The organism is Pseudomonas sp. FP2309 (assembly GCF_030687575.1).
Taxonomy (GTDB): Bacteria; Pseudomonadota; Gammaproteobacteria; order Pseudomonadales; family Pseudomonadaceae; genus Aquipseudomonas.
Genome location: NZ_CP117439.1, coordinates 4,578,881 through 4,598,377, shown reverse-complemented (window position 1 = coordinate 4,598,377; position 19,497 = coordinate 4,578,881). Strand labels below are relative to the sequence as shown.

The following is a 19,497-nucleotide window of genomic DNA, read 5'->3' as shown; positions in this document are numbered from 1 at the left end:
AACAGCCGAATTTAGCGATTAAGGAGTATTGGGGTGTCGAGTACTGATGATGAGCAGTTGGCCGAGTTCAAGGACTGGTGGCAGCGTAACGGCAAGCCCCTGGTTACTGGCGGCCTGCTGGCTTTAGTAGTGGTGTTCGGCTGGCAAGCCTGGACGAAGTATCAGGCCAACCAGTCCCAAGGCGCCTCGATTCTCTATCAGCAACTGCTGGAAACGACGCTGACGCCAACTGGCAAACCTGATCCTGCACAGGTAGCTGACCTGGCCGGCAAGCTCAAAAGTGAATTCGGCGGTAGCACCTACGCCCAATACGGCAGCCTGTTTGTCGCGAAAGTCGCGGTCGATACCGGCAAGCTGGATGACGCCGCTGCAGAACTGAAGGCAATCGCCGACAAACCGACCAACCCAACCCTGGGTGAAATCGCACGTCAGCGCCTGGCGCAGGTATTGGCGGCACAGAACAAAGCTGACGAAGCACTCAAACTGCTCGACGGCGATGCTGACAAGGCATTTGTAGCCACTCGCGAAGAGCTCAAGGGCGACCTTCTGGTCCAATTGGGTCGTACCGACGAAGCCAATGCTGCGTATAAAAAAGCCAAGGCGGCGCTGTCTGATGAAGCGGCGGTCGGTGGCTTACAAATCAAGCTGGACGACTTGGCCAAAGGGGATGCGTGACGTGATCCGTTGGAAACATGCAGCATTGCTGGCTCTGGCCGTTCTGGCCGCGGGTTGCAGCAGCAACAGTAAAAAAGAACTGCCTCCGGCCGAGCTGACCAGCTTCAAGGAAGAAGTGGTCCTGCAAAAGCAGTGGAGCCGCTCCATTGGTGATGGCCAGGGCGAAACCTACAACATGTTGGTACCGGCAATCGACGGTGACAACATTGTGGCCGCTGACGTGACCGGCGTGGTGATCTCCATGGATCGCATGAACGGCGACGTGAAGTGGAAAAAAGACCTTGAGTTGCCCGTGTCCGGCGCCGTAGGCGTGGGTTATGGCCTGGTCATGGTCGGCACCCTCAAAGGCGAAGTCGTGGCGCTGGATTCCAGCAGCGGTGAAGAGAAATGGCGCGCTCGCGTGACCAGTGAAGTGCTCGCACCGCCTGCCACCAACGGCGATATTGTCGTGGTGCAAACCCAGGACGACCGTGTGATCGGTCTGGACGCCAGCACTGGCGAACAGCGCTGGTTGTACGACAGCACCCCGGCGGTGTTGACCCTGCGCGGTACCAGTGGTCCGGTTGTGACCAACAATCTGGCCGTTGCAGGTCTGTCGACCGGTAAAGTGGTCGCCCTGGACACCCAGAACGGCGTACCGGCCTGGGAAACCCGCGTGGCCATCCCACAAGGTCGTTCCGAACTGGATCGCGTCGTGGACATCGACGGCGGCTTGCTGCTGTCCGGTGAAACCCTCTATGTCGCCACCTATCAGGGCCGCGTTGCGGCGTTGGACCTGCAGAGCGGCCGCGTCAACTGGCAGCGTGATGCTTCCAGCTACGCCGGTGTCGCCCAAGGGTTTGGCAGCGTCTACGTAAGCCTGGCGTCCGGCACCGTTGAAAGTGTCGACGAGCGCTCCACCACTGCGTTGTGGAGCAACGACTCCCTGGCTCGCCGTCAGCTGTCGGCACCGGAAGTGTTCTCCAGCTACGTAGCGGTCGGTGACTTCGAAGGCTACCTGCACCTGCTGAGCCAGGTGGACGGTCGCTTTGTAGGCCGTGAGCGTATCGACAGCGACGGCCTGCGTGCGCGTCCGCTGGTGGTGGGTAACATGCTTTATGTGTATGGCAACAGCGGCAAGCTGGAAGCCCTGACCATCAAGTAAGAACCATGCTTGGGGTAACACCCAGGCGGCCCCGCTTCGGCGGGGCATGCGGCATCTGACGATGCTGCCCCGAGCACCAGCCGCTGCCATGCAGCGGCTTTTGTATTTTCTGAAATAACGAAGTGGAGAGCCGCATGGTTCCCGTAATCGCCCTGGTGGGCCGACCTAACGTCGGCAAGTCCACCTTGTTCAACCGCCTGACCAGGACTCGCGACGCTATTGTCGGCGACTTGTCCGGTCTGACCCGTGATCGCCAATACGGTGAGGCAAAGTGGCAAGGGCGCTCCTACATTATTGTCGACACCGGTGGTATCTCCGGTGACGAGCATGGCATGGACGAAAAAATGGCCGAGCAGTCGCTGCTTGCCATTGAAGAGGCCGATGTCGTGTTGTTCCTGGTGGATGCCCGCGCGGGCTACACCGCAGCCGACCAGATGATTGGCGAGCACCTGCGCAAACGCAACAAGCGTTCCTATTTGGTCGCCAACAAGATCGACAACATTGATCCTGAGCAGGCCCGTGCCGAATTCAGCCCGATGGGCCTGGGCGACGCGATTCCTATCGCAGGTGCCCACGGTCGCGGCATCACCCAAATGCTGGAAATCGCCCTGCGCGACTTCCCGAAGGATGACGTCGAGGAAGAAGAGGGCGACGAGGAGATTGTGGCCGAAGGCGAGGAAGCCAAGCGCATTCCTGGCCCAAGCGAAAAAGATGGCATCAAGATCGCCATCATCGGCCGTCCGAACGTCGGCAAGTCCACCTTGGTCAACCGCATGCTCGGTGAAGACCGGGTTATTGTTTACGACCAGCCCGGCACCACCCGCGACAGTATCTACATCCCGTTCGAGCGTAACGACGAGAAGTACACGCTGATCGACACCGCCGGTGTGCGCAAGCGCGGCAAAATCCACGAGGAAGTTGAAAAATTCTCGGTGGTCAAAACCCTGCAAGCCATCAAAGACGCCAACGTGGTGATCTTCGTGATGGACGCCCGCGAAGGCGTGGTGGACCACGACCTGAACCTGCTCGGCTTCGCCCTGGAGGCGGGTCGCGCGCTGGTCATCGCGATCAACAAGTGGGACGGCATGACGCCGAGCGAGCGCGATTTCGTGAAAATCGAGCTGCAACGCCGCTTGTTCTTCGTCGAGTTTGCCGATATCCACTTTATCTCGGCACTGCACGGCACCGGCGTGGGCAATCTCTACGCATCCGTACAAAACTCGTTCAAGTCCGCAGTCACCCGCTGGCCGACCAACCGTCTCACCCAGATCCTCGAAGACGCCGTGGGCGAGCACGCGCCGCCGATGGTCAACAACCGCCGGATCAAACTGCGTTACGCCCACTTGGGTGGGGCCAACCCGCCGATCATCGTGATCCACGGTAACCAGATCGAGAAGGTGCCCAAGTCCTACGTGCGTTACCTGGAAAACACCTACCGCCGTGTCTTGAAACTGGTCGGTACGCCGATCCGTATCGAGTTCAAGGGTGGCGAGAACCCATACGAAGGCAACAAGAACACACTGACTGACCGTCAGGTGAACAAGAAGCGTCGTTTGATGACTCACCACAAGAAGGCCGACAAGAAGCGCCGCGACAAAAAATAACGGCTGCTTCACGTTGTAAGCTGCAAGAGAGGGCTCCTTCGGAGCCCTTTTTTGTGCCCGGCGGTTTGTCGCTTGACCCGCTTGTGGCTTGCAGCTTACAACTTGCAGCTCACCCGAAGGGGGCTCCCATGATCACCAGCAAGCTGCCGAATGTCGGCACCACCATTTTCACCACCATGTCGCAACTGGCTGCCGAAACCGGTGCGCTTAACCTGTCCCAGGGCTTTCCCGACTTCAATGGCCCCCAGGGGTTGCTCGATGCCGTGGGCAAGCACGTTGCCAGCGGGCATAACCAATATTCCCCGATGACCGGCTTGCCGGCACTGCGCCAGCAGGTGGCGGCCAAGATCGCCCGCAGTTACGGAGCCACCGTTAACCCGGACAGCGAAGTGACCATCACCCCTGGCGCCACCGCGGCGATCTTCTGTGCGATCCAGGCGGTGATTCGCAACGGTGACGAAGTGATCGTGTTCGACCCCAGTTACGACAGTTATGATCCCTCGGTCGAACTGGCCGGTGGCCGCTGCGTGCACGTGCAACTAAGCCTGCACGGCTTCGCACTCGACTTCGAGAAGATCAAGGCCGCGCTGTCGCCCCGTACGCGCATGATCATCCTCAACAGCCCGCACAACCCCACCGGCGCCCTGATCAGCCGCGCCGAGCTGGACCAGTTGGCCGAATTGATCCGCGACCGGGATATCTACCTGGTCAGCGACGAAGTCTATGAACACTTGGTATTCGACGGCGCGCCGCATGTCAGCGTATTGGCTCACCCGGAGCTGTATCAGCGTGCGTTCGTGGTCAGCTCGTTTGGCAAAACCTACCACGTCACCGGCTGGAAAACCGGGTATGTCGTGGCGCCACCGGCGCTGACCGCGGAGCTGCGCAAGGTGCACCAGTACGTCAATTTCTGCGGTGTGACGCCGTTGCAGTACGCGCTGGCTGACTTCATGGCCGAACACCCGGAACACGTCGACGAGCTGCCGGCGTTCTATCAGGCCAAGCGCGATCTGTTCTGCGACTTGCTGGCGCCGTCGCGTTTCACGTTCACCCGCGTTACCGGCACCTACTTTCAACTGGTGGACTACTCTCGCATACGCCCGGACCTGGATGATGTGGCCATGTCGTTGTGGATGACCCGCGAGCACGGTGTGGCGACGATCCCCGTCTCGGTGTTTTACCAGAACCCACCCCAAGGCCAGCGCCTGGTGCGCCTGTGCTTCGCTAAACGCGAGGAGACGCTGCAACAAGCAGCCGAAAAACTATGCGTGATCTGAATGCACTGCCAAACCTGAACATCGCCCTGGTCCAGACCACCCTGGCCTGGCACGACCGCACGGCCAACCTTGAGCACTTCGAGTTGCTGTTGGAGCAGGCTAGGGGCGCCGACCTGATCGTGCTGCCGGAGATGTTCACCACGGGGTTCTCCATGGACTCGCAGGCTCTGGCCGAGCCCGAAAACGGCCCCACCCAGCATTGGCTCAAGGCCCAGGCGGCGAAGTACCACGCTGTGATCACTGGCAGCGTGATCATCCGGGCCGCCGATGGCAGCCACCGCAACCGGCTGCTGTGGGCGCGGCCGGATGGCGAAGTGTTGCATTACGACAAGCGCCACCTGTTCCGTATGGCCGGTGAGCACAACCATTACACCCCCGGCGAACAGCAGGTGCAGTTTGAGGTGAAGGGCTGGCGTATTCGCCCGCTGATTTGCTACGACCTGCGCTTTCCCGTATGGAGCCGTGATGCTCAGGACACCGACCTGCTGCTGTACACCGCCAACTGGCCCGGCGCGCGGCGCCTGCATTGGAACCGTTTGCTGCCGGCGCGGGCCATCGAGAACCTGTGTTACGTGGCGGCGGTGAATCGGGTGGGCACGGACGGTAAGGGTTTCGCCTATACCGGTGACAGCCAGGTGCTGGATTTCCAGGGCGAAACATTGCTGAGCGCGGGGGAGGCCGATGGCGTGTTCCAGGTAAGCCTGGATGCATCGGAGTTGGCGGCCTACCGCAGCAGGTTTCCGGCGAACCTGGATGCCGATCGCTTTGAGTTTGTCTGACAGTTAGCGGGCTACCCAGGAGAGCGCTTTCAACGATGCAATAAAAAGGCCCCTGGATAAGAATCCAGGGGCCTTGTGTATAGCGGCGAAGGTTACGCCGCTTTGGCTTCCAGCTGGCTCAGCGAGCGGTTCAGCGCGCTGAACACCGCCTTGAAGCTGGCGGTGGTGATGTTTTCATCAATCCCCACGCCGTGCACCGGGCGCTCACCGTTCACGCGCAATTCGATGTAAGCGGCGGCCTTCGCGTTTGTGCCCGCGCCAATCGCGTGTTCGTTGTAGTCCATGATCTCTACCTTGATCGGCAGCGAAGCGACCAGGGCTTCCAGGGTGCCGTAGCCTTTGCCTTTCCAGTGCAGGTTGGTTTCGCCCTGGCCTTTGCCCGAGACTTCCACTTCCACCGAACTGTTGCCGTTCTCTTCCTGCAGGCGATGGCTGACCAGCGCGTACGGGGTGTTGGCTTGCAGGTATTCACGTTGCAGCAAGGCGTAGATCTGCGGCGCGGTCATCTCCAGGCCGACGCGGTCGGTTTCGGCCTGAACCACCTGGCTGAACTCGATCTGCATGCGGCGTGGCAAGCTGATGTCGTATTCCTGCTCCAGCAGGTAGGCGATGCCGCCTTTGCCCGACTGGCTGTTCACACGAATCACTGCCTCGTAGCTGCGACCGATGTCGGCCGGGTCGATCGGCAAGTACGGCACTTCCCACAGGGCATCGTCTTTCTGCTGGCTGAAGCCTTTGCGGATGGCGTCTTGGTGGGAGCCGGAGAATGCGGTGTGCACCAAATCGCCCACGTACGGGTGACGCGGATGCACCTGGATCTGGTTGCACTCTTCAACGACTTTACGCACGCCGTCGATGTCGGAGAAGTCCAACTGCGGGTCGAGGCCCTGGGTGTACATGTTCAAGGCCACGGTCACCAGGTCGACGTTACCGGTCCGCTCGCCGTTGCCGAACAGGCAGCCTTCGACACGGTCAGCGCCGGCCATCAGGCCCAGCTCGGTGGCGGCTACGCCGGTGCCACGGTCGTTGTGGGTGTGCAGGCTGATGATCACGCTGTCACGACGGTTGATGTGGCGGCCGAACCACTCGATCTGGTCGGCATAGATGTTCGGAGTGGCGCATTCAACCGTCGCCGGCAGGTTGAGGATCATTTTGTGCTCAGGCGTCGGGTTCCACACCTCGATCACGGCGTCGCAGACTTCCTTGGCGAACTCCAGCTCAGTGGCGCTGAAGGTCTCCGGGGAGTATTCGAAGGTCCACTGGGTTTCCGGCTGCTGGGCGGCATATTTGACGAACAGCTTGGCCGCGTTGACCGCGATGGCCTTGATGCCGTCCTTGTCCTGGTTGAACACGATACGGCGGAACGACGGCGAGGTGGCGTTGTACAAGTGCACGATGGCTTTCTTGGCGCCGCGCAGGGACTCGAAGGTGCGTGCGATCAAGTCTTCACGGCCCTGGGTCAGCACCTGGATGGTGGTGTCCTCGGGGATGTGATTGTCTTCGATCAGGGTGCGTACGAAGTCGAAGTCGGTCTGCGAGGCGGCCGGGAACGACGCCTCGATTTCCTTGACGCCGACAGCGACCAGGGTTTTCCAGAAGCGCAGCTTCTTCACCGCGTCCATTGGTTCGATCAGCGATTGGTTGCCATCACGCAGGTCGGAGCTGCACCAGATCGGCGCGCTGGTGATGGTCTTCGATGGCCAGGTGCGGTCCGGGATATCGATAGTCGGGAACGCGCGGTACTTCGAAGACGGGTCTTTGAGCATGCTCATCGGGAAATCCTTTGTTTAGGGGCCGAGAAAAGGCGGCCTGCCGTGTAACTATTGTTGGGAGTAAAGCTTGGGACGAGGCAGATCGATTCAGCCTGGCAGTCGTGCGCTGACGAGGCACAGGCTGCGGTGCTGGCGAAGCTGAATGAGGGTGTGAGAGGTTTTCATAAGCTCAACCCTAACCGCCGGGGTGAAAGATGGCAAGCAGTCAAGAAAAATTGAGATAAGTTCTTCTATTCGCAGGGTGGGCGAGATTGTATGGCGGTAATACGGCTGGACGTTGAGTTTAATTGCGCGGCCTTTACGGCGCGCGCAATCCCGTCATTCAGGGCTGGAAGGCGCCGATGAAGATCGCCGGATCCACCCGTGCATCGTTCAAACTAACATTCCAGTGCATATGCGGCCCGGTCGCGCGACCTGTCGCGCCGACCTTGCCTACCACGGCGCCGCGCACCAGTTGCTGGCCCACCTTCACATCGATCGTCGACATATGGCAGAACATGCTGATAAAACCCTGGCCGTGGTCGACGAAGACGGTGTTGCCGTTGAAGAAGTAATTGCCGACCAAAATCACCTTGCCGTTCGCCGGCGTCTTGATCGGTGTGCCTGCCGGCACCGCAAAATCCAGGCCCGAATGCGGGTTGCGTTCCTCGCCGTTGAAAAAGCGGCGTACGCCAAACTTGCTCGACAGCGGCCCGTTCACTGGTTTATCCAGCACCAGGTTGCTCGGCAGGTTGGGGCTGAAGCTGCGGTAAGCCTTGATCTGCACGGCCAGCTCTGCCTCGATGCGCTTGAGTTGGGCGGGTGCTGGGTTGACCTGGCTTTTATTTTTCAAGGTGATGCGCTGTTCCGGGTATTGCTTGTAGCCCACGATAAACGGCAGGCTGCGCCCGCCACTGCTGATGCGCTCGTTACCCGGCTTGACGCTCAGGGGGATACCGACAATCGCCAGCCAGTTGTCCTGCTCCTTGACCACCAGCACCGGCTTGCCTTGATACGTGGCTTTTGGCGCGCCGGCCGCAGGCCCCAGGTCGACCACCGCAACGCCACCCGGCACCGGTTTGTTCAAGGTACGGCTGATATAGCTATCGGCGTGGGCATTCAAGGCGAGGCACAGCAGCATCAACAAGCTAGCAAGACGTGGCATCAATCAATCCAATAACGAAAGGGTGACAGGCGTCAGGTGGTTATCTTCCACCCGTACCTGCAATTGGCCTTCACCGAGGCGCGCGGTGAGGCGCTGACCGGTATGGGTTTGCGCAGCGTTGCGAATGGCCTGGCCGCGTTCATCCAGCAGGATGCTGTAGCCACGCGCCAAGGTGGCCAGTGGACTGACCACCTGCAATGTCTGCGCCTGGCTTTGCAGGTGCAGGCGGCGGGCCTTGAGACCTTCGCGCATGGCGCGGGGCAGGCGTTCGGCGAGGCTGTCCAGGCGCTGGCGCAGCAACGCCAACTGACGACCGGGGTGCTGGCCGGCAAGGCGGGTTTCCAGGCGGATCAAGCGTTCGCGGCGGGTATTGAGGCTGCGCTCGAAGGCGCGGCGCAGGCGCATGTCCAGGTCATCCAGGCGTTGAGCCTGCTGGCGCAGACGTTCGCCGGGGTGACGCAGGCGGCGGGCCATGCCTTCCAGGCGCAGGCGGTCGTGAGTCAGGCGATTGCGCATCAGCATCACCAAGCGGCGATGCAGGTTCTCCACCTGGCGCACCAGATGGCTGGCGTCCGGCGCCAGCAATTCAGCGGCGGCAGACGGGGTGGGCGCACGCACGTCGGCCACGAAGTCGCTGATGGACACATCGGTTTCATGCCCGACGGCGCTGACGATCGGCGTGACACAGGCATCCACCGCACGCGCGACGGCTTCTTCGTTGAAGCACCAAAGGTCTTCCAGGGACCCGCCGCCACGGGCCAGGATCAGCGCGTCAAAGCCGCGGGCGTCGGCGAGTTTCAGCGCACGCACGATCTGCGGGATCGCTTCGCGGCCTTGAACCGCGGTCGGAATCAAGGTCAGTTCGATGTTCGGCGCCCGACGGCGGAACACGCTGATGATGTCGCGGATCACCGCGCCGGTGGGTGAGCTGATAATGCCAATGCGTCGAGGGTGGGCCGGCAGCGGCACCTTGCGCTCGGCGCTGAACAAACCCTCGGCGCTGAGTTTTTCCTTCAGCGCATCGAAGGCCAGGCGCAGCGCGCCATCGCCGGCGGGCTCCACGGTGTCGAGGATCAGTTGGTAGTCGCCACGGCCCTCGAACAACGAGACCTTGCCACGCACCTTCACCGCCAGGCCATCCTTCAACGCCTGGCGCACCCGCGCGGCATTGTTGCGAAACAACGCACAACGCACCTGGGCGCCGCTGTCCTTAAGGGTGAAATACACATGGCCGGAGGCGGGGCGGGCAAGGTTGGAGATCTCGCCTTCAACCCAGATATTGGTGAACACGTCTTCCAGCAACACCCGCGCACGGCCGTTGAGTTGGCTGACAGTCAGGACTTCACGGTCCAGGCCCAGACGGGCAAAGGGGTCTTTAATCATGGCGGCAGTTTATAGGCATTCGTGCAAGGTTTGACAGAATTGCTCCACCAGCGGGCTCGGCGCCTGCTGGCAGGCCACGGCCACGGTACTGAGGCAGTCCGGATCGGCCAGGGGTAAAAACTGCACGTTGGTGGGCGCAATGTCTTGCATGGATTTGGGCAACAAGGCGATACCGAAGCCGGCCTGAATCAACTGCAATTGGGTGGTCTTGCGCGACATCACCCGCGCCGCCTTGGGAAAAAATCCGGCGCGCATGCACAGTTCAGCCGACAGATAACTCAAGCCTCCGCGCTGTGGATGGGGAATCGAGATAAACGCTTCGTCCTTGAGTTGCGTCAGTTCGACGGGCCTGTCACTGCGCGCCAGCGGGTGATCTGGCGGCACAGCCAGCAGCAATTGCTCGCTATATAAAGGCCGTACCTGCACCCCTTCGCGCTGGCGTAACACCGGCAGGCGCAGCAAGCCAGCGTCCAGGCGCCCGTCGGCGATCTCCTCCAATTGGGCCTCGGAAGACAATTTGACGATGTCCATCGACACGCCGGGGCAGCGCTGCAGCCAGGTGCTGACGCCGTGCAGCAAAAGGCCGCTCATCGGCACGGTGCTCGAATGGCTCAGGCGCAGGGTGCCGACTCTGCCGTTGCCGACCTGGGTCGCCATTTCACTGGCCTTGAGCAACTCACTCAGCAGGTTACGCGCCCGAGGATAAAAGGCTTCGCCGGCTGCGGTCAGCCGGGGCTGGCGCGCGGTGCGCTCGAACAGCGGTGTCTGCAGGTGGTTTTCCAGCGACTTGATCTGCCGGCTCAACGCCGATTGCGCCACGAACAGACGCTCGGCCGCCGCGCTGAAGCTGCCGCTGTCAGCGATTTCGACGAAATAGCGCAGTTGGCGAGTGGAAATCACGGGGGATGCCTTTTTGAGATGGCTTGAGCGCTTTGAAGATATTAGTCGCATCCCTTCTCGATGACTAAAGTAAAAGCCATCTCTTTCAAGGAATGCCCCATGAGTCCGGTTGAGCTGATGAGCCAGTGGTCGTTTGGCGGTATGGATTGGCTGGTGATCGGCCTGGGTGTGGCGGTGGCGTACATCGTGTTTGGCATTGCCGGCTTTGGCACGGCGCTGGTGGCGGGGCCGGTCCTGCTCCTGTTTATGCCGTTGTCGAAGATCATCCCATTGCTGGTGTTGCTGGATTTTGTCGCGGCCTTTGGCGGCCTGTTGCAAGCCCGGCGGGAGGTGAACAAACCGGAGTTGCTGCGATTGCTGCCGTGCATGGCCATCGGTTGCACGCTCGGTGTGGTGTTTTTGCTCAACCTGCATTCGGATCTGTTGCTGTTGTTGATGGGGCTGTTTATCAGCGCCTACGCCATCTACACCCTGGCGGTGAAAGCGCGCCCCACGCAATTGGCGGCGGGCTGGTCGATCCCCATGGGCACAGTGGGCGGGCTGTTTGGTGCGCTGTTCGGCAGCGGCGGCTTCTTGTATGCGATCTACCTCAACAGCCGCCTGCCCAAGGACGCCGCGCGGGCGACCCAAAGCGCACTGATCAGTTGCAGCACGGTGGTGCGACTGAGTCTGTTCCTGATTGCCGGGGTGTATGCCGATGTGCCGCTCTTGCTGATGGCGCTGTGCTTGCTGCCGGCGATGGCGCTGGGGTTGTGGTGCGGGCGCCGCTTGACCATGCGCATGTCCCGTGAGGCGTTTGTGCGGCTGGTGACATGGCTGGTGCTGGCCAGTGGCATTGCGTTGATCGGGCGCTACTTGAGTACTTGACCTGCGTGGGGCAGGGATTAAGCTGCCAGCCTTCAGGGCCCCATCGGGGCAGCCACACCGCCGGACTCCCATGAATTCCCAAAGCATCCTTGTTCCGAAAATTTCCACCTTGCCGGTCCACGAACCCCGCGCACGGGCCATCGTGCGCTGGCTGGTGCGCAAGAACATCGTCAAGGAAGAACTGACCACCTGCGGGCGCACCGGTAATCGTATGGCCTACGCCTTGGCCGACGGTGCCCGCGCCGTGGTGTTGTACCCCGAGGCGCTGCCGTTCAACGAGCCGGTCAATGGCCTGGAGATCATCTACAAGCGCTGCATCTACACGCCGGCCAAGGGTTTTCTCGAAGAAGCCGGCTGCCCGGAGTGCCGCAAGGAAGTGGGCGAAGCGCTGTTCGACAGCCTGGAAGACTGGATGCCCGGCCACACCGACAACTTCACCTGCCCGCTGTGTGGTCATGAAGATGACATCAACGGCTTCCTGTTCCTGCAGGAATGCGGGTTTTCCAACCTGGGATTCATCTTCAACAACTGGGCGGAGGCAGGGTTCAAGCAGAGCTTTATCGACGAATTTGCCGATTGGCTGGACCAGAAGATCAGCTGGGTTAAGGTCGAACTTTAATCCATCTATCAGTATTACCAAGTTTGTCAGAGTTTTACGTTGAGACCCGGGGGGTGCATGTATATAATGGCGCGCTTCCATTTTCCCGCTCGGGAGCCCCCGCGATGCTGCGTATCAGCCAAGAAGCTCTGACATTCGACGACATTCTCCTAGTGCCCGGTTATTCCGAGGTGCTTCCTAACGAAGTCAGTCTCAAGACCCGCCTAACCCGTGGCATCGAGCTGAATATTCCCCTGGTTTCCGCTGCGATGGACACCGTTACCGAAGCCCGTCTGGCCATTGCCATGGCGCAGGAAGGCGGTATCGGTATCATCCACAAGAACATGACCATCGAGCAGCAAGCTGCCGAAGTGCGCAAGGTCAAGCGTTACGAAGCCGGTGTGGTGAAAGATCCGATCACCATCGAAGCCGACGCCACCGTGCGTGACCTGTTCGACCTGACCCGCCTGCACAACATCTCCGGTGTTCCCGTGCTGCATGATGGCGACCTGGTCGGCATCGTCACTTCCCGTGACGTGCGTTTCGAAAACCGTCTTGAAGTCACCGTCCGCGAAGTGATGACGCCTAAAGAGCGTCTGGTCACCGTCAAGGAAGGCGCCGACAAGAACGACGTGCGCGAGCTGCTGCACAAGCACCGCATCGAACGCGTGCTGATCGTCGACGACGCATTCGCCCTCAAAGGCATGATGACCGTCAACGACATCGAAAAAGCCAAGGCTTACCCGCTGGCCAGCAAGGATGACCAAGGTCGTCTGCGTGTTGGCGCTGCCGTCGGTACCGGTAAAGACACCGGCGACCGCGTGGCCGCCCTCGTTGCAGCCGGTGTTGACGTGGTAGTGGTCGACACTGCCCACGGCCACTCCAAAGGCGTGATCGACCGCGTGCGTTGGGTCAAGCAGAACTTCCCTGACGTGCAGGTGATCGGCGGCAACATCGCCACCGGCGCTGCCGCCAAGGCCCTGGCTGAAGCTGGCGCCGACGCCGTCAAGGTCGGCATCGGCCCGGGCTCCATCTGCACCACGCGTATCGTCGCCGGTGTGGGCGTGCCGCAGATCAGCGCCATCGCCAACGTCGCCGCTGCCCTTGAAGGCACGGGCGTACCGTTGATCGCCGACGGCGGCATCCGGTTCTCCGGTGACCTGTCCAAGGCCATCGTTGCCGGTGCCTCCTGCGTGATGATGGGCTCGATGTTCGCCGGTACCGAAGAGGCCCCGGGCGAGATCGAACTGTTCCAGGGCCGTTCGTACAAGGCTTACCGCGGCATGGGTTCGCTGGGCGCCATGTCCCAGGCCCAAGGCTCCTCCGACCGTTACTTCCAGGACTCTTCGGCAGGCGCCGAGAAGCTCGTACCGGAAGGCATCGAAGGCCGTGTGCCGTACAAGGGCACCCTGAGCGCGATCATCCATCAACTGATGGGCGGCCTGCGCTCCTCGATGGGCTACACCGGCAGCGCCGACATCGAAGAAATGCGCACCAAGCCAGAGTTCGTACGGATCACCGGCGCCGGCATGGCTGAATCCCATGTCCACGACGTGCAGATCACCAAGGAAGCGCCAAACTACCGCGTAGGTTGAGGCTTCCAGCAAAACGTTAAGTAACCGGGGCTGTTCTTTCAGCCCCGAGTTGTTTCTGATTCATTAGACGAGACTGACTTCATGGCCCTCGACATTCACGCCCACCGCATCCTGATCCTCGACTTCGGTTCCCAGTACACCCAACTGATCGCCCGCCGCGTGCGTGAAATCGGCGTGTACTGCGAACTGCACCCGTTCGACATGGACGACGAAGCGATCCGCGAATTCGCACCTAAAGGCGTCATCCTCGCCGGTGGCCCCGAGTCCGTGCACGAAGCCAACAGCCCGCGCTGCCCGCAGGCCGTATTCGACCTGGGTGTGCCCGTCTTCGGTATCTGTTACGGCATGCAGACCATGGCCGAGCAACTGGGCGGCAAGGTCGAAGGCTCCGAACTGCGTGAATTCGGTTATGCCCGTGTGGACGTGGTCGGCAAGAGCCGCCTGCTGGACGGCATCGAAGACCACATCGACGCCGACGGCCTGTTCGGCCTCGACGTGTGGATGAGCCACGGTGACAAGGTCACCAAAATGCCGGAAGACTTCCACATCCTGGCCAGCACCCCGAGCTGCCCGATCGCCGGCATGTTCAACGACGAGCGCGGCTACTACGGCGTGCAGTTCCACCCGGAAGTGACCCATACCAAGCAAGGCGGGCGCATCCTGTCGCGCTTCATCCTCGACATCTGCCAGTGTGAAGCCCTGTGGACCCCGTCGAAAATCGCTGAAGACGCCATCGCCCAAGTACGCGCCCAGGTCGGCACCGATAACGTGCTGCTCGGCCTGTCCGGCGGCGTTGACTCCTCCGTGGTTGCTGCGCTGCTGCACAAAGCCATCGGCGACCAACTGACCTGCGTGTTCGTCGACAACGGCCTGCTGCGTCTGCACGAAGGTGAGCAAGTGATGGCCATGTTCGCCGAGAACATGGGCGTCAAGGTGATCCGCGCCAATGCCGAGGAGCAGTTCCTCAACAACTTGGCCGGCGAGTCCGACCCGGAGAAGAAGCGCAAGATTATCGGTCGCACCTTCATCGACGTGTTCGATGCCCAGTCCAACAAGCTGGACAACATCAAGTACCTCGCCCAGGGCACCATCTACCCCGACGTGATCGAGTCGGCAGGCGCCAAGAGCGGCAAGGCCCACGTGATCAAGTCCCACCACAACGTGGGTGGCCTGCCTGAGGAAATGAACCTCAAGCTGGTCGAACCGCTACGCGAACTGTTCAAGGACGAAGTCCGCCGTCTGGGCCTGGAGCTGGGCCTGCCATACGACATGGTCTACCGCCACCCCTTCCCAGGCCCAGGCCTGGGCGTGCGCATCCTGGGTGAAGTGAAAAAGGAATACGCCGACCTGCTGCGTCGTGCCGACCACATCTTCATCGAAGAACTGCGCAAAGCCGACTGGTACCACAAAGTCAGCCAGGCGTTCGTGGTGTTCCAGCCGGTGAAGTCCGTTGGCGTTGTTGGCGATGGCCGTCGTTACGCCTGGGTCGTGGCCCTGCGTGCCGTAGAAACCATCGACTTCATGACCGCCCGTTGGGCTCACCTGCCATACGAACTGCTGGAGACCGTCAGCGGCCGTATCATCAACGAAATCGAAGGTATCTCGCGCGTTACTTATGACGTGTCGAGCAAGCCGCCGGCGACGATTGAGTGGGAATGATTGGGCGTCCGGCATTGTCCGGCACGATCTAGCAAGAAATGCCCTGGAGCCCGCGTAATTGCGGGCTTTTGGCTTTTTGGGTCTGGCAAATTCAGGTAGCATTCTGCATCGCCAAGCACGGTGCTTATGTGGCACGTTCTGGGGTACTGACTGCATCCAATGCCATGCATGACGCTCAATACCATGTCTCTTGTTCCAAGGTTAGCATGGTATCGAGGTGGCCAAAAGGCCCGGTTTTACTGGGGACAGACCTCATTTGTCCGCGCTTTTCAGGGCATGGTATTTTTTTATGGAATTAGTGGAAGCCATGCTCACCGATACCAAGCTTCGAAATCTCAAGCCCCAGGACAAGCTCTACAAGGTAATTGACCGTGACGGCTTGTACGTGGCCGTCACCCCAGCCGGCTCAATCTCCTTTCGCTATAACTACTCCATCAATGGCAGGCAGGAAACCATTACCTTCGGTCGTTATGGCTTGGGCGGGATCACCCTGGCAGAGGCACGTGAGCGGCTAGGGGAGGCGAAGAAGATGATCGCCGCAGGTAAGTCGCCTGCTAAGGAGAAGGCGCGTGCGAAGGCCCGCACGAAGGGCGCGGAGACCTTCGATGATTGGGCTGAAAAATGGCTGCGCGGCTATCAGATGGCGGACTCGACACGAGATATGCGCCGGTCAGTCTATGAGCGCGAATTGAAGCCGAAGTTTGGCAATCAGAAGCTCGCTGAAATCACTCATGAGGATCTGCGGGCGCTGACTGATGCGATAGTGGAGCGGGGGGCGCCTGCAACTGCTGTCCACTCCCGTGAGATCGTGCTACAGGTCTATCGCTGGGCCATTGAGCGTGGCCAGAAGGTTGAAAACCCAGCTGACCTAGTGAGGTCTGCCAGCATCGCCAAATTTGAGCCACGTGATCGGGCGCTGACGCCTGATGAAATTGCGCTGATGTACCAGTACATGGATCGGATCGGAACAGCGACGTCGGTTCGTGCCGCAGCCAAACTCCTGCTGCTAACGATGGTGCGCAAAAGCGAGCTGACCAATGCGACGTGGAGTGAAATCAATTTCAGCGAGGCGCTATGGACGATCCCCAAAGAGCGGATGAAGCGCCGAAACCCTCATTTGGTGTTTCTGTCCCGGCAGGCATTGGATTTCTTCATTGCGTTGAAAACTTTGGCCGGAGGTTCTGATTACATCCTGCCGTCACGCTACGACTCCGATTTGCCAATGAGTGCCGCCACTATCAACCAGGTACTGACACTGACCTATCGCCTTGCCCAAAAGGAGGGGGTGCCGCTAGGAAAATTCGGCCCCCACGACCTACGCCGCACAGCTAGCACGCTGCTGCATGAGGCGGGTTACAACTCTGACTGGATCGAGAAGTGTCTTGCGCATGAGCAGAAAGGCGTTCGAGCCGTTTACAACAAGGCCGAGTACCGGGATCAGCGGCGAGCGATGTTGCAGGATTGGGCCGATATGCTCGATGAATGGACGCTGAAGAAACCTCGCAAAATAAATGGGTAGCTTGGAAGGTCGCTCTCTTTTCAGCTAATTACTTGATAGGGAGTTGCACTACACCTAAAAAGTGGTCCTCATCGGTGTTGACCAGTCATCTGCGTTGGATATGACCGGTCGCACGCATGGCAGAGGGGGAAGCAGTAATTTAAGATTGACTGCTAACAAATGATTGCAGATTTTCGAACTGACGAAGATTGCCGCAGCTACGCAGGTCAAGCGGGAATAGTTCACTGCTAACCATTGAAATTAATGGTTGATTGTCCTAGTCTGGCGGAACTGGATCGCGACTAGCTTTATTTTGGATTAAAGTTTTCTCTCATTTTTATTTCATATCCGTTCAGGAAGTGTTTTCCGTCCTTGGTTTCCGGTTTCGGTGGCCAAAGCTTTAAAGATGTTTCTAGTCTTGCGAATTCAAATATGGTGAGCAAGAGTAATAGCGAGTTTCGCTTGGTGGGGAATTCATTGTCTGCGCCGTGCATAACAGGGTTTCGATGAATCGAGGTGTCACCAGGCTTACCTGTCATAAGTTTATTCAGGAACTTTGTGAAGTATAAGGTTGCGGACATGTCAGCGTAAAGCATTGTGTTTTCATAAGGCTCAAGATTGATCTTGTAACTTATCCCTTGATTCGCCTCGAATGAGATGTTGTTATACTCTCTAAAAAGTCCCTCGATCACCATGAATGATGCAGGGATGGCGATCTCATACATTTCGCTGAAATGGCTGGTCACAATTTGAGAAATTGTTTTTTCTCTTTTCTTTATAAGCGGGCTTATATTTGAGCAGTTTTCAAGCATTCTATTGAAATACTCGGCATCGTTTGTTTCCTCCCAAGCATTCTGCAATAGTTCCATTGTGGATGACGAATCCTTTGCAAAGGATTCAGTGATTTTTTCCCATTGAGCTATTGTTATGTCTTTGAAGTAATACAGCCCGTTTTCCATGCATAGTTCGTGTAGCGGTATATCCGCCTGCCGAGAAATATTCATGAGCGAGTATAGGAGTTCGTGCCCTTCGGGGCTAATATTGAAAATATTTTTTGTGGGACGTTCTGGTTTGGTTGTATCGATTGCATAGTGGCAAAATTTATACTTATACCCGGAGCCGCAAGGGCACGGCTTATTTCGCCCTGGTTTAGTGCTGGACATAATTATATCTCTTTAAGGATTTTTGAATTGTGAGTGCTTAATATTTTATTGGCGTGTGGCTTCGGCATTGATAAGTGTGCTCTTAAAAAATATACTGATTGTCAATATTTGTAGCAGCGCGTGTTAAACTACTCATGCTGTCGAAAGTCGAAAGCAATCAGGAATTGAGCGAAGAGTTTTGGATACTGCTTGGCGTTCGATCTCCAGTCTGCGAGCAATTTCTGACTGGTTGAAGCCAAGTTTTTGCAGTACGAGGATTTGCTTTCTTCGGTCTGTCAGCTTCATGTCCACCATTAATCGAGCGAGATTTCTTAGCTCCGCTTCGTCCGCTAGGTGTAGGGTTTGGCTAAGCATGTATCGAAAGATATAAGCGTCGACGAGCTCGTCACCTGACTTTGCCTTAGGCTCTGCTCGTATCGCGCATTGTCTGCTCAATCTGGCCAGCTCTAGGTCGAACTGCGCTACCGATCTCATTGCTTGCCTGTATGCCGGATTCCAGCGTCCATCTGGTGTCTTTGGGCGGTGGGTGGTGCAGTACAGGTTGCTCAGGCGTAGGTGTTCATCAAGGTCACGCTGACCTTCACCTTCTGCGAACAATGCTAGCTCTGCTCGCGCGCCGCAGAATCTACAAAACCCCTTCAAGCGTTGACCGTTCAAACCGTCCATATCCTTGGTATACGGCTGCTTGCGCTTACATGCCAGCACCAGTTCTATCAACGTCTCAAGCGTCGCAATGAAGCAGCGATCATCCCCCGACTGCTTGTCGTGAGTCAGAACAAAAGCTCGTAGCAGCTGACGCTGTAGGCGCACCATAGCGGCAATGCCAACAAGCTGGATAATCGCGCTGAACGCTACATTCGTTCCTGCCCCGGGTATATGGTCCTGATAACGCGATGGAAGCGTTTCGGCATATGACGCCACGGCAGCGTCGATAAGCTCTTCGACCAGACGAACGATCGGATAGCGTTTAGATGCTGTGGAGTAGGGCTCCCAGCGATCAAGGAATCGGTGAAGGGCCTCTGCGACGGAGGCATCACACCCCTCCCAAATAGCTATGGTCGTTTGTTTTTTCATGTCAACCATTCTAGCCAATCATTCTGTCGAAGCAATAGGCACCTAAAGGCACGATCAGGCACACATTCGCTGTGACTGATAGGGCCTAGCTATGATGCATTCATCGAGCAAAAAACTAATCGACAAAAAGACACTCCTGGCGATGATCCCGCTGTGTGAGCGCACGATCTATAACTTTGAAATGAAGGGTAAATTTCCACGTCGAATTGCGGTGAGTAGCCGCAAGGTCGTGTGGGATTTAGCCGAGATAGAGGAGTGGATTGATACATGCAGGGAGTCCGGCCCCGCTCCTAGGCCAGGAATGGCAGTCTGAGCGGTGGGGTTCAGGCCTGAGACAAGGTCGACATCGCGTCCTTACTCAGACA

17 protein-coding genes are annotated in these 19,497 nt (G+C 58.7%); 11 read left to right on the top strand and 6 right to left on the bottom strand.

Annotation, left to right across the window (positions count from 1 at the left end; genetic code table 11):
- The first annotated feature begins 33 nt into the window (after positions 1-33).
- The 5 genes from PSH59_RS21130 to PSH59_RS21110 all read left to right on the top strand — a co-directional run bounded on the left by PSH59_RS21130 (position 34) and on the right by PSH59_RS21110 (position 5,479).
- Positions 34-675, top strand: a complete 642-nt coding sequence (locus PSH59_RS21130) for a YfgM family protein (protein ID WP_248079804.1) — start codon at positions 34-36, stop codon at positions 673-675.
- Positions 668-1,819, top strand: coding sequence for an outer membrane protein assembly factor BamB (gene bamB / locus PSH59_RS21125; RefSeq protein WP_248079806.1), 1,152 nt, complete (start codon positions 668-670; stop codon positions 1,817-1,819). The genes PSH59_RS21130 and bamB overlap by 8 nt, the downstream gene beginning before the upstream one ends.
- A 134-nt stretch (positions 1,820-1,953) precedes the next feature.
- Positions 1,954-3,423, top strand: a complete 1,470-nt coding sequence (gene der, locus PSH59_RS21120; protein ID WP_248079807.1) for a ribosome biogenesis GTPase Der — start codon at positions 1,954-1,956, stop codon at positions 3,421-3,423.
- A gap of 128 nt (positions 3,424-3,551) precedes the next feature.
- On the top strand, positions 3,552-4,700 hold the full coding sequence (locus PSH59_RS21115; RefSeq protein WP_305393593.1) for a pyridoxal phosphate-dependent aminotransferase: 1,149 nt from the start codon (positions 3,552-3,554) through the stop codon (positions 4,698-4,700).
- Positions 4,688-5,479, top strand: coding sequence for an amidohydrolase (locus PSH59_RS21110; RefSeq protein ID WP_305393592.1), 792 nt, complete (start codon positions 4,688-4,690; stop codon positions 5,477-5,479). The genes PSH59_RS21115 and PSH59_RS21110 overlap by 13 nt, the downstream gene beginning before the upstream one ends.
- Positions 5,480-5,571: 92 nt before the next feature.
- Here the strand turns inward: PSH59_RS21110 and leuA are convergent, their stop codons facing one another.
- The 4 genes from leuA to PSH59_RS21090 form a co-directional block, all read right to left on the bottom strand.
- Positions 5,572-7,251 (bottom strand): 2-isopropylmalate synthase, encoded by a 1,680-nt coding sequence (gene leuA, locus PSH59_RS21105; protein ID WP_248079813.1) that lies wholly within the window; start codon positions 7,249-7,251, stop codon positions 5,572-5,574.
- Between the two features lie 322 nt (positions 7,252-7,573).
- Complete coding sequence (locus PSH59_RS21100) at positions 7,574-8,395, bottom strand: M23 family metallopeptidase (RefSeq protein WP_248079815.1); 822 nt, start codon at positions 8,393-8,395, stop codon at positions 7,574-7,576.
- A 3-nt stretch (positions 8,396-8,398) separates the two neighbouring features.
- Positions 8,399-9,778 (bottom strand): exodeoxyribonuclease VII large subunit, encoded by a 1,380-nt coding sequence (gene xseA / locus PSH59_RS21095; RefSeq protein WP_305393591.1) that lies wholly within the window; start codon positions 9,776-9,778, stop codon positions 8,399-8,401.
- A gap of 9 nt (positions 9,779-9,787) precedes the next feature.
- A complete protein-coding gene (locus PSH59_RS21090; protein ID WP_305393590.1) occupies positions 9,788-10,678 on the bottom strand; it encodes a LysR family transcriptional regulator in 891 nt (296 codons plus the stop codon).
- Between the two features lie 99 nt (positions 10,679-10,777).
- On the opposite strand from PSH59_RS21090, the gene PSH59_RS21085 reads away from it, so the two are divergent.
- The 5 genes from PSH59_RS21085 (at position 10,778) to PSH59_RS21065 (ending at position 16,916) form a co-directional block, all read left to right on the top strand.
- Positions 10,778-11,545 carry a sulfite exporter TauE/SafE family protein gene (locus tag PSH59_RS21085; RefSeq protein ID WP_305393589.1) on the top strand — a complete coding sequence of 256 codons (768 nt, stop codon included), beginning with the start codon at positions 10,778-10,780 and terminating at the stop codon, positions 11,543-11,545.
- 70 nt (positions 11,546-11,615) lie between these two features.
- Positions 11,616-12,164, top strand: a complete 549-nt coding sequence (locus PSH59_RS21080; protein ID WP_305393588.1) for a sugar ABC transporter ATPase — start codon at positions 11,616-11,618, stop codon at positions 12,162-12,164.
- Between the two features lie 104 nt (positions 12,165-12,268).
- Positions 12,269-13,738: an IMP dehydrogenase gene (guaB, locus tag PSH59_RS21075; RefSeq protein WP_305393587.1), complete on the top strand. Its 1,470-nt coding sequence runs from the start codon at positions 12,269-12,271 to the stop codon at positions 13,736-13,738.
- Between the two features lie 81 nt (positions 13,739-13,819).
- On the top strand, positions 13,820-15,397 hold the full coding sequence (gene guaA / locus PSH59_RS21070; protein ID WP_248079827.1) for a glutamine-hydrolyzing GMP synthase: 1,578 nt from the start codon (positions 13,820-13,822) through the stop codon (positions 15,395-15,397).
- A 307-nt stretch (positions 15,398-15,704) separates the two neighbouring features.
- Entirely contained in the window at positions 15,705-16,916 is a 1,212-nt protein-coding gene (locus PSH59_RS21065; protein ID WP_305395322.1) for a site-specific integrase, read from the top strand.
- 287 nt (positions 16,917-17,203) lie between these two features.
- On the opposite strand, the gene PSH59_RS21060 is transcribed toward PSH59_RS21065, so the two are convergent.
- Both PSH59_RS21060 and PSH59_RS21055 read right to left on the bottom strand, forming a co-directional pair.
- On the bottom strand, positions 17,204-18,058 hold the full coding sequence (locus PSH59_RS21060) for a YecA family protein (RefSeq protein ID WP_305393586.1): 855 nt from the start codon (positions 18,056-18,058) through the stop codon (positions 17,204-17,206).
- A gap of 132 nt (positions 18,059-18,190) precedes the next feature.
- Positions 18,191-19,141, bottom strand: a complete 951-nt coding sequence (locus PSH59_RS21055; protein WP_305393585.1) for a LuxR family transcriptional regulator — start codon at positions 19,139-19,141, stop codon at positions 18,191-18,193.
- 85 nt (positions 19,142-19,226) lie between these two features.
- Between PSH59_RS21055 and PSH59_RS21050 the strand changes: the two genes are divergently transcribed.
- Positions 19,227-19,445 (top strand): AlpA family transcriptional regulator, encoded by a 219-nt coding sequence (locus tag PSH59_RS21050; protein ID WP_222276907.1) that lies wholly within the window; start codon positions 19,227-19,229, stop codon positions 19,443-19,445.
- Positions 19,446-19,497: the final 52 nt, after the last annotated feature.

Bases quoted from the DNA above. Each gene is read 5' to 3' on its own strand.
- bamB (WP_248079806.1), top strand. From the start codon at position 668: ATGCGTGACGTGATCCGTTGGAAACATGCAGCATTGCTGGCTCTGGCC.
- der (WP_248079807.1), top strand. From the start codon at position 1,954: ATGGTTCCCGTAATCGCCCTGGTGGGCCGACCTAACGTCGGCAAGTCC.
- PSH59_RS21115 (WP_305393593.1), top strand. From the start codon at position 3,552: ATGATCACCAGCAAGCTGCCGAATGTCGGCACCACCATTTTCACCACC.
- PSH59_RS21110 (WP_305393592.1), top strand. From the start codon at position 4,688: ATGCGTGATCTGAATGCACTGCCAAACCTGAACATCGCCCTGGTCCAG.
- leuA (WP_248079813.1), bottom strand. From the start codon at position 7,251: ATGAGCATGCTCAAAGACCCGTCTTCGAAGTACCGCGCGTTCCCGACT.
- PSH59_RS21100 (WP_248079815.1), bottom strand. From the start codon at position 8,395: ATGCCACGTCTTGCTAGCTTGTTGATGCTGCTGTGCCTCGCCTTGAAT.
- xseA (WP_305393591.1), bottom strand. From the start codon at position 9,778: ATGATTAAAGACCCCTTTGCCCGTCTGGGCCTGGACCGTGAAGTCCTG.
- PSH59_RS21085 (WP_305393589.1), top strand. From the start codon at position 10,778: ATGAGTCCGGTTGAGCTGATGAGCCAGTGGTCGTTTGGCGGTATGGAT.
- PSH59_RS21080 (WP_305393588.1), top strand. From the start codon at position 11,616: ATGAATTCCCAAAGCATCCTTGTTCCGAAAATTTCCACCTTGCCGGTC.
- guaB (WP_305393587.1), top strand. From the start codon at position 12,269: ATGCTGCGTATCAGCCAAGAAGCTCTGACATTCGACGACATTCTCCTA.
- guaA (WP_248079827.1), top strand. From the start codon at position 13,820: ATGGCCCTCGACATTCACGCCCACCGCATCCTGATCCTCGACTTCGGT.
- PSH59_RS21065 (WP_305395322.1), top strand. From the start codon at position 15,705: ATGCTCACCGATACCAAGCTTCGAAATCTCAAGCCCCAGGACAAGCTC.
- PSH59_RS21060 (WP_305393586.1), bottom strand. From the start codon at position 18,058: ATGTCCAGCACTAAACCAGGGCGAAATAAGCCGTGCCCTTGCGGCTCC.
- PSH59_RS21055 (WP_305393585.1), bottom strand. From the start codon at position 19,141: ATGGTTGACATGAAAAAACAAACGACCATAGCTATTTGGGAGGGGTGT.
- PSH59_RS21050 (WP_222276907.1), top strand. From the start codon at position 19,227: ATGCATTCATCGAGCAAAAAACTAATCGACAAAAAGACACTCCTGGCG.